Origin of the sequence: Microbacterium sp. NPDC064942, from assembly GCF_049545525.1 — a bacterium.
Classification (GTDB): Bacteria; Actinomycetota; Actinomycetes; order Actinomycetales; family Microbacteriaceae; genus Microbacterium; species Microbacterium gawkjiense.
Map to the genome: position 1 here is coordinate 34,737 of NZ_JBMWDR010000011.1, position 12,245 is coordinate 46,981.

Consider the following 12,245-nt stretch of genomic DNA (forward strand, 5'->3'; position numbering starts at 1 on the left):
TGTCGCTCCGGGCCCGGGGTTCCGGGCCACTGTTGATGCCCTCATGCTGCCACGCGGGTCGGCGCCGTGACGGGCATGTGACGCCCGGTTTCGATCCGGCCGCCGCGTACCGTGGAGCCATGACGACGATCGCCCCCTACGGTTCCTGGATCTCGCCGCTGTCCGCCGCCGACGCCTCCGCCGCGGCCGCGCGGTTCGACGGCGCACGGTACGTCGGCGACGAGATCTGGTGGGGCGAGTCCCTGCCCGACGAGGGCGGCCGGACGACGGTGCGCCGCGCGGCCGACGACGGCACCGCGATCGACGTGCTGCCCGCGCCCTGGAGCGCCCGGTCCCGCGTGCACGAGTACGGCGGTGGGTCGTGGACGACCTCCGACGACGGCCGTCTGTTCTTCGTCGAGAAGACCGACCAGCGCGTCTGGATGCTGCGCCCCGGCGGCGAGCCCGAGGCCCTCACCCCGGTCGACGACCGCGCCCGCCACGGCGGCCTGCGCTGGCAGGCGGGCACCCTCCTGGCCGTCCGCGAGGTCCACGACGATTCCCCCGTCCCCCGCCGGTCGATCGTCGCGATCCCGCTCGCGGGCGGCGAGGTGCGTGAGCTCGTCACCGGGAGCGACTTCCTCGCTCAGCCCGCCCTGTCGCCCGACGGCCGGCGGCTCGCCTGGGTCGCGTGGGACCACCCGGACATGCCGTGGGACCGCACGCAGGTCCGCGTCGCGGAGCTCGACGACGGCCTCGTGTCGACCTGGCGGACGGTGACGTCGGGCGCGACCGCCGCGCTGCAGCCGGAGTGGGATGCCGCGTGCCGCCTCGTCTTCGTCGACGACCCGACGGGGCGGTGGAACCTCCGCCGCGAGGACGCGGCATCGCCCGAGGGATCCGTGCCGGTCGCACCCGCGGACGCGGACACCGGCGGCGGCCTGTGGGTGCTCGGCGTACGATGGTACGCCCCGCTCGCCGACGGCGGATTCGTCGCCGTCCGCACGAACGGTGCCGACGAGGTCGTGCGGATCGGGGCGGACGGCGTCGTCGCCGCGACGGACGTGCCGGCACGATCCCGCGTCGTCGTCGAGGACGTGGCGGGCTCGCGCGCGCTCGTCTCGGGGACGGGCCCTGGGATCACCGGCATCTGGGAGATCGCCCCGGACGGACGCGCGCGCCTCGTCCGCGGCACACCCTCGGATCTGGGCGCGGAGTGGATCCCGCCGGTACGCCCGCTGACCGTCCCCGGACCGCACGGCGGCGTCCACGCCTACGACCACCCGCCGACGAGCCCGGACTTCGCCGCCCCCGAGGGCGAACTGCCGCCGTACCTCGTCCTCGTGCACGGCGGCCCGACGGCGCACGTCGGCGGCGTCGCCGACAGCCGAATCACCTTCTTCACGAGCCGCGGCATCGGCGTCCTCGAGGTCAACTACGGCGGCTCGACCGGGTACGGACGCGCCTACCGCGAACGATTGCGGGGGCAGTGGGGCGTCGTCGACCGCGACGACGTGGCGGCCGCGGCATCCGGTCTCGCGGCGGAGGGACGAGCGGATGCCGCCCGCATCGCGATCGCCGGTGGTTCTGCCGGCGGGTGGACCGTCCTCGCCGCCCTCGTCGGGACGGACGTGTTCAGCGCGGGCATCTCCCGCTACGGGGTGGGGGATGCGCGGCTACTGGCGACCGACACCCACGACTTCGAGGCGCGCTACCTCGACGGGCTCATCGGGCCCCTGCCCGAGGCCGAGGCGCTCTACCTCGAACGCTCACCCCTCGGCCACACGGAGGGCTTCCGCGTGCCGGTGCTCCTGCTGCAGGGCGCCGACGACGCGGTGGTGCCGCCGTCGCAGGCCGAAGCGATCCGGGACGCGCTGGCGGACAAGGGCGTGCCCCACGCCTACGTCCTGTACGACGGCGAGGGGCACGGCTTCCGACGGGCGGAGAACGTCATCCACGCGCTCGAGTCCGAACTCGCCTTCCTGGGCGAGGTGTTCGGTTTCGAGACGCCCGGCGTCCCCGCGATCACGCTCAGCTGACCGCGGGCGCGCTCAGCGGGTGAAGGGCGCGAGCTCCGCGGCGAGTCGCTCCGACACGTGCGCGTGGACGGCGGTGCCGCCCTCCTCGTGGCGCGTCGACAGGATGTGACCGGACTCGTGGACCGCGTTGACGAGGTCGCCGCGGTCGTACGGCACGAGCGCCCGGACCTCGACGGCCGGCAACGGCAGGGCGTCCTCGATCGTCGCGCGCAGCTCGGCGACGCCTTCGCCCGTCCGGGACGAGACGAAGTGGGCCTTCGGCTCGAGCCCGCGCAGCACGAGCCGCGTGTCGGGGTCGATGAGGTCTGCCTTGTTGAAGACGACGATCTCGTTCGTCGAGCGAGCGCCCACATCGCCCATCACGTCGCGCACGGTCGCCAGCTGCGCCGCCGGATCGGGGTGCGACCCGTCGACGACGTGCACGATGACGTCGGCATCGCCGACCTCCTCGAGCGTCGAGCGGAACGCCTCGACCAGCTGGTGCGGCAGATTGCGGACGAACCCGACGGTGTCGGTGAGCGTGTAGACGCGTCCGTCGGCGGCCTGGGCCCGGCGCACCGTGGCATCCAGGGTCGCGAACAGGGCGTTCTCGACGAGGACACCCGCGCTCGTGAGCTTGTTCAGCAGGCTCGACTTGCCGGCGTTCGTGTACCCCGCGATCGCGACCGAGGGGATCGTGTTGCGCTTGCGCTCGGCGCGCTTGGCGTCGCGGGCGGGCGCGAAGTCGCGGATCTGCCGGCGCAGCATCGCCATGCGGGTGCGGATGCGGCGACGGTCGAGCTCGATCTTCGTCTCACCGGGACCGCGCGAGCCCATACCGGCACCGCCGGCACCGACCTGACCACCCGCCTGACGGCTCATCGAGTCACCCCATCCGCGCAGGCGCGGGAGGAGGTACTCGAGCTGGGCGAGCTCGACCTGGGCCTTGCCCTCGCGGCTCTTGGCGTGCTGGCTGAAGATGTCGAGGATGACGGTCGTGCGGTCGATGACCTTGACCTTGACGACGTCCTCGAGCGCACGCCGCTGGCTGGGGGCGAGCTCGGTGTCGGCGATGACGGTGTCGGCGCCGACGGCGACGACGAGGTCGCGCAGTTCCGCGGCCTTCCCGCGGCCGATGTAGGTCGCCGGGTCGGGGTGCGGACGCCGCTGCAGCACGCCGTCGAGGACGACGGCACCGGCGGTCTCGGCGAGCGCCGCGAGCTCGCGCAGCGAGTTCTCGGCATCCTCCGTCGATCCCTGCGGGTAGACGCCCACGAGGACGACGTTCTCGAGGCGCAGCTGCCGGTACTCGACCTCGGTGACGTCCTCGAGTTCGGTCGACAGGCCGGGGACGCGGCGCAGCGCGGCGCGCTCCTCGCGGTCCCATTGCTCGCCGTCGGTGTCGCCGTAAGCGACGGTGCTCTCGTCCTGCAACGCCTGTGCGGCGCCGAACACGCGCACCCCCGAACGCGCTTCGGCGCGCGCGAGCACGCGGTCGACCGGGTCCACCGGTTCGTCCGTCGTGGCAGGGGTGGTGGTGTCTGTCATGTGATCCTTTCGCGGCCTCGCGGCCATCCGTGAACTCTAGCTTCCCGCGCCCGGGACCGCCTCCGCTACGCTCGTCGCATGGGGAGCGACCATTACTTCAGCGCGTCCCCGTCCAGCTCTGAGAACCTCCGCCGCATCCGTGTGTCCCTGGCCGGTCGCGATGTCGAGGTGACGACGGCGGGCGGGGTGTTCAGTCCCGACCACATCGACGGCGGGACGGCCGTGCTCCTGGCGAACACTCCCCCACCACCGGCCGGCGGTCATCTGCTCGACCTCGGATGCGGCTGGGGTCCGATCGCACTGTCCCTCGCCCTCGACGCCCCGCGCGCCACGGTCTGGGCCGTGGACGTCAACGAGCGGGCTCTCGACCTCGTCCGCCGCAACGCGGAGGAACTCGGCCTCGACAACGTCAACGCCGTACAGCCCGAAGATGTTCCGGAGGGCGTCGCCTTCCGCACGATCCGTTCGAACCCTCCGATCCGGGTGGGTAAGGACGTCCTGCACGGGATGCTCGAGACCTGGATCCCCCGGCTCGCCGAACGCAGCGACGCGTGGCTCGTCGTCCAGCGCAACCTCGGCTCCGATTCGCTGCAGCGCTGGCTCGCCGCCTCGCTGGACCGCGGCTACTCGGTCAGCCGCGCGGCGACCGGACGCGGCTTCCGCGTGTTGAAGGTGCGCCGCCACGGCACGCCCGCGACGGGCACGATCCCGCTCCCCTGACGTCGCCGTCCGGCTCAGGCGAGGGTGATCTCGCCGGAGAAGACGAGGGATGCCGGTCCCGAGAGAAGCACCCGCTCCCCCGCATCCGTCCGGAGCACCCGGACGCCCAGGCGACCGCCCGGCACGTCGACGTTCCAACGGTCCGGCGCACCGGTGCCGGCCCAGTGACGGACGGCGAGCGCGGATGCCGCGACCCCCGTCCCGCACGAGAGGGTCTCGCCCACGCCCCGCTCGAACACGCGCATGCGGATGGCGCCGACGCCGTCGGTGACGAGGGGCTCCTCGGGGACGACGAACTCGACGTTGGCGCCGGCGGCGGGCTCCGGGTCGAGGAGCGGCTGCACGGACAGGTCGAGCCCGGCGAGCTCGTCCTCGCTCGAGAGCGCGACGACGACGTGCGGGTTGCCGACGTCGATGCCGAGACCGGGTCGGGCGACCTTGAGCCCGCGGGCGCGGACGAGGACCTCGTCCGCCGTCGGTCGCCACAGGCCCAGGTCGACCTCGAAGCCGTTGTCGGCGAGGGTGACGGTCTTGGTGCCGGCGCGGGTGCCGATCCGGAGGGTCTCGCCCGGCGCGAGCGTCGCGAGCCCGGCGCTGAGCAGGTACTTCACGAAGACGCGGACCCCGTTGCCGCACATCTCGGCGACGGATCCGTCGGCGTTGCGGTAGTCCATGAACCACTCGGCGTCGGGGGTCTGCGCGCCGGCGTCGATGGCCGAGGAGCGCACGACGCGCAACAGCCCGTCACCGCCGATGCCGAAGCGACGATCGGTGAGGGCGGCGATCTGCTCACCGGTCAGGTGCAGGTCGCCGTCGGGATCGGCGACCACGACGAAGTCGTTGCCCGTCCCGTGGCCCTTCGTGAATGCGATCGTCGACACCCGACCAGTCTAGGCGCGGGCAGCGGCGCGGACGCCGGTCACGGCGAGTGCGGTGCCGCCGCCACCAGGCGGGCGCCGGGGGTCCCGGCATCCACCCACCGGATCCCGGGGTACCGACGGAACCACGACACCTGACGGCGGGCGTACCGCCGTGTGAGCGCCTGGGTCTCGGCGATCGCCTCGTCCTCGGTCATCCGGCCCGCGAGTTGTGCGAGAGCCTGCGCGTAACCGATCGCCCGGGGCGCGGTCGGGCCGGACTCGAGTCCCTCCGCACGCAACGTCTCGACCTCGGCGATCAGACCGTCCCGCCACATCCCGCGCACCCGCTCGTCGAGTCGCTGCACCAGCTCCCCGCGATCGAGATGCACGCCCACGATCGTCGTGTCGGGATGCCACAGCACGGGCGCGTCCGGAAGCGCGGCACCGTGCGTGTCGGCGCCCTGCAGGAGCACCTCGAGGGCACGGACGAGGCGCCTGCCGTTGCGCGGATCGAGACGGCCGGCGGCATCCGGGTCCACCTCCCGGATGCGGGCGAGGAGCGCCTCCGCGCCGTGCGCGTCGAGGTCCGCCTCGAGACGGGTACGCAGGGCGGGATCGCGCGGCGGGAACCGGAAGTCGAAGACGACACTCGAGACGTAGAGGCCAGACCCGCCGACGAGGATCGCGTCGCCGCCGCGGTCGAAGATCCCGTGGATCGCCGCCCGCGCGCGCTCCTGGTAGACCGCGACGGCGACGTCCTCGGTCACGTCGAACTCGTCGAAGAGGTGATGCGGGATGCCGCGACGCTCCGCCTCGGGCAGTTTGGCCGTCCCGATGTCCATGCCGCGGTAGAGCTGCATGGCGTCGGCGTTCACGATCTCTGCCGGCCGGCCGCGACGGATCAGCTCCTCGGCGATCTCCAGCGACAGCGCGGTCTTGCCGGTGCCGGTCGCGCCGACGATCGCCCACAGGCGCGCCGCGCCCACGGGGTCAGAGCCCGGGCGTCGCGGTGCGCAGCGCCGGCAGACCGAGCGAGACCGCGCGGGGCCCCGCCTCCCCCGCCGGGGCGGGCATGCCGCAGGAGTCCGCCTGCGCGCGGTCCCACGCGTCGCCGGCCCGCGTGCGGCGGATGCGCAGCGGCGCGCCGTCGGGGCTGTCGGCGAGCAGGTGGAACGGAGCGGCGTGGGTGATCACCTTCGTGACGACGTCGCCGGGGCGCGGCGTCGGCGATCCGTCGGGAACCTCGAAGTGCACGAGGCGGTTGTCCTCGGCGCGACCGGTCAGGCGGCGGGTCGCGGCGTCCTTCTTCCCCTCCCCCGTGGACACGAGCACCTCGACCGTGCGACCGAGCTGGGCCTGGTTCTCCTCGAGGGAGATCCGCTCCTGGAGGGCGACGAGGCGGTTGTACCGCTCCTGCACGACCTCCTTCGGCACCTGGTCGGGCATGGTCGCCGCGGGCGTGCCCTCGCGGATCGAGTACTGGAAGGTGAACGCGCCGGCGAACCGCGCCTGCTGGACGACACGCATCGTGTCCTCGAAGTCCTCGTCGGTCTCGCCGGGGAACCCGACGATGATGTCCGTCGAGATCGCGGCGTGCGGCATCTTCTCGCGCACACGGTCGAGGATGCCGAGGAACCGCTCGCTGCGGTACGAACGACGCATCGCCTTGAGGATGCGGTCCGATCCCGACTGCAGGGGCATGTGCAGCTGCGGCATGACCGCGGGGGTCTCGGCCATCGCGTCGATCACGTCGTCGGTGAAGGCGGCCGGGTGCGGGCTCGTGAAGCGCACCCGCTCGAGACCTGTGATCTCGCCGGCGGCGCGGAGGAGCTTGCTGAAGGCCTGCCGGTCGCCGAACTCGACGCCGTAGCTGTTGACGTTCTGACCGAGCAGGGTGACCTCGATCGCGCCGTCCTCGACGAGCAGCCGGATCTCGTTCAGGATGTCGCCGGGGCGACGGTCCTTCTCCTTGCCGCGCAGGCTCGGGACGATGCAGAACGTGCACGTGTTGTTGCAGCCGACCGAGATGGAGACCCAGCCGCTGTGCGCGGAGTCGCGCTTGGTGGGGAGGGTCGAGGGGAACACCTCGAGGGACTCCAGGATCTCGAGCTCCGCCTCGCCGTTGTGGCGGGCACGCTCGAGGAGGCTCGGAAGCGACCCCATGTTGTGGGTGCCGAAGACCACGTCGACCCAGGGCGCCTTCTGCTGGACGGCATCCTTGTCCATCTGGGCCAGGCACCCGCCGACGGCGATCTGCATGCCGTCGTGCGTGTCCTTGCGGCTTTTGAGGTGACCGAGCGTGCCGTACAGCTTGCCCGCCGCGTTGTCGCGCACCGCGCACGTGTTGATCACGACGACGTCGGCCTCGGTCCCCGCATCGGCGCGCACGTACCCGGCCGACTCGAGCGATCCTGAGAGCCGCTCGGAGTCGTGGACGTTCATCTGGCACCCGAACGTCCGCACCTCGTAGGTGCGCGGCCGGCCGTCGGCGGCGAGCGCGGCGGCGGACGGGGCGATGAGGGTGGGGGCAGCGGAAGGGCTGGTCATGATCAGGCCATTCTACGAGCCGCGTCGCGGTACCGGAGGCGACGCCGCTCAGCGCAGGAGCGAACGGATGCGGCCCGCCGAGATCGCGCTGAAGACGACCGCCACAGCCAGCAGGATCGTGACGGCCGCCCACGCGGGCACCGTCGCGGCCCCGACGGCGATGTCGATGCCGTAGAACTCCGAGAGGTCGGCGACGGCTTTCGTGTCGCCACCCGTCACCGCCTGGAGCGTGCCCTCCGTGAAGGGGCGCCGCAGCAGCATCGCCCCCTGCGCGAACGGCAGCGCGTTGATGACGTCGGCCACGGTCTCGGGCAGCGAGCCGACCGGGATGTACGAGCCCGCGACGAACCCCAGCACGGTGCCCACGACGGTGGAGAACGCGGAGTAGGCCCCGGTCGTCGTGAGGAACGACGCTCCGAAGCACCCGAGAGTCGTGAACGCCGCGCAGCACAGGAGCATCGCCCCGAGGGCGGCGGCGATCTGCTCCGGCGGCAGCCACGCGCCGCGGACGAGACCGAGGTGCAGGACGGTGAGGACGAAGATGATCCCCGACATGAGCACGGCGACGGTGACCGAGGAGAGGAGGTAGCCGAGCACGAGGTGCGTTCGCCGGATCGGGGCGACCAGGAAATCGCCGAACCGCCCCGTCGCCCGATCGTCCACGAACACCGAGACGGCGCCGATGCCCGAGGTGACCGTCGTGAGCAGGACGATGCCCGACAGCATCCAACTGTCGACGAACGCCTCGATCTCGCCGCGGCTCGCGCGAGGCAGGGACTGCTCGAGCCCGTCGACCTGCAGCCGCGCGAGGAAGAGCGTGTACAGGAGGAAGAGGATGAGACCGCTCAGCAGCGAGAAGAAGACGTTGAGGCGGTCGCGGAAGAAGAGGGTGAGGTTGCGGCGCACGATGGCCGCGACGATCCTCACGCCGCCTCCTCCGTTTCGTCCCGTCGGCCCGTGAGCGCGAGGAACACGTCGTCCATGCGCCCGTGCCGGAACTCGAAGTCGCGCACGCCGTCGCCCAGGACGGCGAGGATGCGGCGCGCCTGGTCCGCGCCCGCCACGGGGACGACCAGCACCTCGCCGTCGCGTTCGACCGTCGCGGGATCGACGTCGGGATGGGCGAGCACGGCCGCGGGGTCGTCGGTCGTCACAGTGAGGATGCTGCGGCTGAACCGGGCGCGCAACTCGGTCGGCGTCCCCTCGGCCACGATGCGGCCCGCGTCGATGATGCTGACCTGATCCGCTTCCTCGGTCTCCTCCATGTAGTGGGTCGTGAGGAAGACGGTGAGTCCCCGCTCGCGGCGGAGTCTGCCGATCGCGGCCCAGACAGCGACGCGGCTGGCGGGGTCGAGGCCCGCCGTCGGTTCGTCGAGGAAGAGGATCGCCGGCTCGTGAAGGAGGGCGCGCGCGATGTCCGCGCGGCGGCGCTGACCGCCGGACAGCCGTCCGTACGGGCGCTCGAGGACGTCCTCGAGCTCGATCACCTCGGACAGTTCGGACAGACGCACAACGAAGCGCCTGCGGGACACGCCCGACAGCGTCGCCCGCAGGGCGAGGTTCTCCCGCACTGTGAGGCCGTCGTCGAGGAGCGAGCGCTGGAAGACGACGCCGATCTCGGACCGCACCGCCTCACCGTCGGCCGCCACGTCCCGGCCGGCCACCCGCACGCGACCCGCATCGGCCCGGAGCAGCGTCGTGAGGCATCCGATCGTCGTCGACTTGCCCGCGCCGTTGGCGCCGAGGAAGGCGAAGAGCTGCCCGTCGGGGACGGTCAGCGAGATCCCGTCCACCGCCCGCACCGCCCGGTACGACTTGACGAGTCCCTCGACCTCGATCGCCACTGCACGCCCTCTCCGTCGTGCGATGCGCACGTGGGGCCGAGTCTGTCAGACGAGGCCGCACGACGACACCGTCGACACGGGAGTCACGGCTCGAAACGAACCCCGCTCCGTGGGGGCGCGCTGAGCTCGTCGAGCGCCTGACGCGCCACCGACAGCGCGACGGCGCCGTAGCCCCGTCGGGTGAGCTGACCTGCCAACCGCCGCAGCGCGGCATCCCGCTCCACACCCATCAGTCCGCGCGCCTTGGTGCGGGCGAACTCGAGCGCGCGCTCCGCCTCGTCGTCGGGAAGCTGTGCGAGCGCCTCGTCGACGACCTCTCGCGGGATTCCTCGCTGCGAGAGCGTCTGCGCGATGGCCTGACGACCCTGCGCCTTGCGGGAGGTCGCCTTGTCGATCAGCTGCTCCGCCAGGGCGGCGTCGTCGAGGTACCCCAACGAGAGGAACCTGTCGATGATGCCCTCGGATGCGGCCTCGTCGAGGTCGTGCTCTCGGAGAGCCGATCGCGCCTCCCGGACGGACAGCGACCGCGTGCGGAGTTTTCGCAGCAGCGTCCGCTCCGCCGCCGCAGCGGCCTCATCCTCCTCGGCGGGGACGACCACGGGAAGGGTTCCCGTCGCCGGATGGGCGGCACGCGCGGCCCGCTCCGATTCCGATCGCTCGCCGATCCAGGTCGCATGCCACGGCTGGGCCTCGGTATCGCCGGAGGATACGGATAAGCGCTCGACCCGCTGTCCGAAGAGGGGGATGACGGGGGCGAGCGAGTCGCGCTCGCCCCCGTTCCGGTCCGTCATGATCAGGCCGGGCGGCGAGCCGCCAGCTCGTCGGGCGTCGCGGCATCCGCTGCAGCCTGCTTGGGCTGACCGATGCCGAGCTTCTGCTTGATCTTGGTCTCGATCTCGGCTGCCACATCGGTGTTCTTCAGCAGGAAGTTGCGGGAGTTCTCCTTGCCCTGACCGAGCTGCTCGCCCTCGTACGTGTACCACGCACCCGACTTCTTGACGATGCCGTGCTCGACGCCGAAGTCGATGAGGCTGCCCTCGCGGGAGATCCCGACACCGTAGAGGATGTCGAACTCCGCCTGCTTGAAGGGAGGCGCCATCTTGTTCTTGACGACCTTCACACGTGTGCGGTTGCCCACGGCCTCTGAGCCGTCCTTCAGCGTTTCGATGCGACGGATGTCGAGGCGGACGGACGCGTAGAACTTGAGCGCCTTACCGCCGGCGGTGGTCTCGGGCGAACCGAAGAACACACCGATCTTCTCGCGGAGCTGGTTGATGAAGATCGCGGTCGTCTTCGTCTGGTTCAGACCACCCGTGATCTTGCGGAGGGCCTGCGACATGAGGCGCGCCTGGAGACCCACGTGGGAGTCACCCATCTCACCCTTGATCTCGGCCTCGGGGACGAGCGCGGCGACGGAGTCGATGACGACGAGGTCGATGGCGCCGGAGCGGATCAGCATGTCGGCGATCTCGAGCGCCTGCTCACCCGTGTCGGGCTGCGAGACGAGCAGGGCGTCGATGTCGACGCCCAGCTTCTCGGCGTAGGCGGGGTCGAGGGCGTGCTCGGCATCGATGAAGGCGGCGATGCCACCGGCGCGCTGCGTGTTCGCGATCGCGTGCAGCGTCAGCGTCGTCTTACCCGAGGACTCCGGACCGTAGATCTCCACGACACGGCCGCGGGGGATGCCGCCGATGCCGAGCGCGACGTCGAGCGCGATGGAACCGGTCGGGATGACCTCGACGGGAGCGCGCTCGTCGCTGCCCAGTCGCATGATCGATCCTTTGCCGAACTGGCGATCGATCTGGGCGAGGGCCGATTCGAGGGCCTTCTCGCGGTCGGCAGGTGATGGCATGTCGTGCTCCTTCGTGCTCGCGGTTCCGTCGCCCGTAGGCTGTCGCGATCGTCACCGACGGTTCGGATTCTGCGACAGGGCGGGGGTGTCATCTGACGTCGTTCACGTTAGGAGGACCCTCCGACATTCATCTGCCGGCGCCTGCTTCCGTGGATGACGTCTCTACGACACCCGCTGTGAAGGAGACTACGCTCGCATCGAACGCATCTTCGATACGACACGCCGGTCAGCGGCGCGGATCGAGCCGTCCTGCCCCGTGTCGGCGGGCGACGGGGACGTCGGTCTCCGCGCAGAGCGCGTACCAGACCTCGCGCGGCGGGACGCCGGCGTCCAGCGCTTCGCGCGCCGTCTTGTTGCCCACGGCGGAGAGCACCAGATCCGAGACGAGGGCGGACCCCCCGGCACCGAACTCGTCCGAGACGGCGCGATCGAACTCGCTGTGACGCATCGAGCGGTCAGCGCAGCGACAGCTCGGGAGCGGGGACATCCTCTCCCAACGACGCGAGGTCGTCCGGGACGACGTCGCTCAGCGAGTGCAGGCCTTCGAGCACGGAGATGCGCTCGCCCACCTCGCGCATGATGGCGGAGATCGGCACATCCAGTGCCTCGGCGACGGCGGCGAGGATCTCGCTCGACGCCTCCTTCTGCCCGCGCTCGACCTCGCTCAGGTAGCCAAGGGCCACACTGGCCTTGCCGGACACCTGGCGGAGGGTGTGACCCTTCTGCAGACGGAAGTCGCGGAGGACGTCACCGATCTCTTGACGAACCAGGATCATGCGTGGGCCCTCCCTCTGCTGCGATCCACCGAATCCCTCGCGGGGGAACCACGGTACAACACGTTCGATGTCACCCTAGACCCCGAGCGCTGGGGAATGGA

The 12,245-nt window shown here is 71.4% G+C and carries 12 protein-coding genes; 2 read left to right on the forward strand and 10 right to left on the reverse strand.

The features are described 5' to 3' along the window. Positions 1 to 119: 119 nt before the first annotated feature. Positions 120 to 2,018 carry a prolyl oligopeptidase family serine peptidase gene (locus ACPEH2_RS14805; protein ID WP_359920809.1) on the forward strand — a complete coding sequence of 633 codons (1,899 nt, stop codon included), beginning with the start codon at positions 120 to 122 and terminating at the stop codon, positions 2,016 to 2,018. A 12-nt stretch (positions 2,019 to 2,030) separates the two neighbouring features. Here ACPEH2_RS14805 and hflX read toward each other — a convergent pair whose 3' ends face one another. Beyond that, the gene (hflX, locus tag ACPEH2_RS14810) at positions 2,031 to 3,545 is read right to left on the reverse strand and encodes a GTPase HflX (protein ID WP_064003198.1); all 1,515 of its coding nucleotides are present in this window, start codon (positions 3,543 to 3,545) and stop codon (positions 2,031 to 2,033) included. A 78-nt stretch (positions 3,546 to 3,623) separates the two neighbouring features. Here hflX and ACPEH2_RS14815 point away from each other — a divergent pair, with 78 nt between their 5' ends. Further along, positions 3,624 to 4,265: a class I SAM-dependent methyltransferase gene (locus tag ACPEH2_RS14815; RefSeq protein WP_217531371.1), complete on the forward strand. Its 642-nt coding sequence runs from the start codon at positions 3,624 to 3,626 to the stop codon at positions 4,263 to 4,265. A 14-nt stretch (positions 4,266 to 4,279) separates the two neighbouring features. On the opposite strand, the gene dapF is transcribed toward ACPEH2_RS14815, so the two are convergent. From dapF to ACPEH2_RS14860, 9 genes are all read right to left on the reverse strand, one after another. Further along, positions 4,280 to 5,146 (reverse strand): diaminopimelate epimerase, encoded by an 867-nt coding sequence (gene dapF, locus ACPEH2_RS14820; RefSeq protein WP_359920806.1) that lies wholly within the window; start codon positions 5,144 to 5,146, stop codon positions 4,280 to 4,282. A 38-nt stretch (positions 5,147 to 5,184) separates the two neighbouring features. Then, positions 5,185 to 6,111, reverse strand: a complete 927-nt coding sequence (gene miaA, locus ACPEH2_RS14825) for a tRNA (adenosine(37)-N6)-dimethylallyltransferase MiaA (protein WP_423719022.1) — start codon at positions 6,109 to 6,111, stop codon at positions 5,185 to 5,187. 4 nt (positions 6,112 to 6,115) lie between these two features. After that, the gene (gene miaB, locus ACPEH2_RS14830; protein WP_359920800.1) at positions 6,116 to 7,672 is read right to left on the reverse strand and encodes a tRNA (N6-isopentenyl adenosine(37)-C2)-methylthiotransferase MiaB; all 1,557 of its coding nucleotides are present in this window, start codon (positions 7,670 to 7,672) and stop codon (positions 6,116 to 6,118) included. Positions 7,673 to 7,720: 48 nt separating this feature from the next. Further along, positions 7,721 to 8,599 carry an ABC transporter permease gene (locus ACPEH2_RS14835; protein WP_359920797.1) on the reverse strand — a complete coding sequence of 293 codons (879 nt, stop codon included), beginning with the start codon at positions 8,597 to 8,599 and terminating at the stop codon, positions 7,721 to 7,723. After that, the gene (locus ACPEH2_RS14840; RefSeq protein ID WP_359920794.1) at positions 8,596 to 9,516 is read right to left on the reverse strand and encodes an ABC transporter ATP-binding protein; all 921 of its coding nucleotides are present in this window, start codon (positions 9,514 to 9,516) and stop codon (positions 8,596 to 8,598) included. Before ACPEH2_RS14840 ends, ACPEH2_RS14835 begins: the two co-directional genes overlap by 4 nt. An 83-nt stretch (positions 9,517 to 9,599) precedes the next feature. Further along, a complete protein-coding gene (locus tag ACPEH2_RS14845) occupies positions 9,600 to 10,307 on the reverse strand; it encodes a regulatory protein RecX (RefSeq protein WP_359920791.1) in 708 nt (235 codons plus the stop codon). A 2-nt stretch (positions 10,308 to 10,309) separates the two neighbouring features. Further along, a complete protein-coding gene (gene recA, locus ACPEH2_RS14850; RefSeq protein ID WP_064003190.1) occupies positions 10,310 to 11,368 on the reverse strand; it encodes a recombinase RecA in 1,059 nt (352 codons plus the stop codon). Between the two features lie 226 nt (positions 11,369 to 11,594). Beyond that, entirely contained in the window at positions 11,595 to 11,816 is a 222-nt protein-coding gene (locus tag ACPEH2_RS14855) for a DUF3046 domain-containing protein (RefSeq protein WP_064003189.1), read from the reverse strand. Between the two features lie 7 nt (positions 11,817 to 11,823). Beyond that, positions 11,824 to 12,144, reverse strand: a complete 321-nt coding sequence (locus ACPEH2_RS14860) for a helix-turn-helix domain-containing protein (protein ID WP_064003188.1) — start codon at positions 12,142 to 12,144, stop codon at positions 11,824 to 11,826. Positions 12,145 to 12,245: the final 101 nt, after the last annotated feature.

Excerpts from the sequence above, each read along its gene's own strand:
- miaB (WP_359920800.1), bottom strand. The coding sequence starts at position 7,672 with ATGACCAGCCCTTCCGCTGCCCCCACCCTCATCGCCCCGTCCGCCGCC.
- ACPEH2_RS14860 (WP_064003188.1), bottom strand. The coding sequence starts at position 12,144 with ATGATCCTGGTTCGTCAAGAGATCGGTGACGTCCTCCGCGACTTCCGT.
- ACPEH2_RS14815 (WP_217531371.1), top strand. The coding sequence starts at position 3,624 with ATGGGGAGCGACCATTACTTCAGCGCGTCCCCGTCCAGCTCTGAGAAC.
- ACPEH2_RS14805 (WP_359920809.1), top strand. The coding sequence starts at position 120 with ATGACGACGATCGCCCCCTACGGTTCCTGGATCTCGCCGCTGTCCGCC.
- ACPEH2_RS14855 (WP_064003189.1), bottom strand. The coding sequence starts at position 11,816 with ATGCGTCACAGCGAGTTCGATCGCGCCGTCTCGGACGAGTTCGGTGCC.
- ACPEH2_RS14845 (WP_359920791.1), bottom strand. The coding sequence starts at position 10,307 with ATGACGGACCGGAACGGGGGCGAGCGCGACTCGCTCGCCCCCGTCATC.
- hflX (WP_064003198.1), bottom strand. The coding sequence starts at position 3,545 with ATGACAGACACCACCACCCCTGCCACGACGGACGAACCGGTGGACCCG.
- recA (WP_064003190.1), bottom strand. The coding sequence starts at position 11,368 with ATGCCATCACCTGCCGACCGCGAGAAGGCCCTCGAATCGGCCCTCGCC.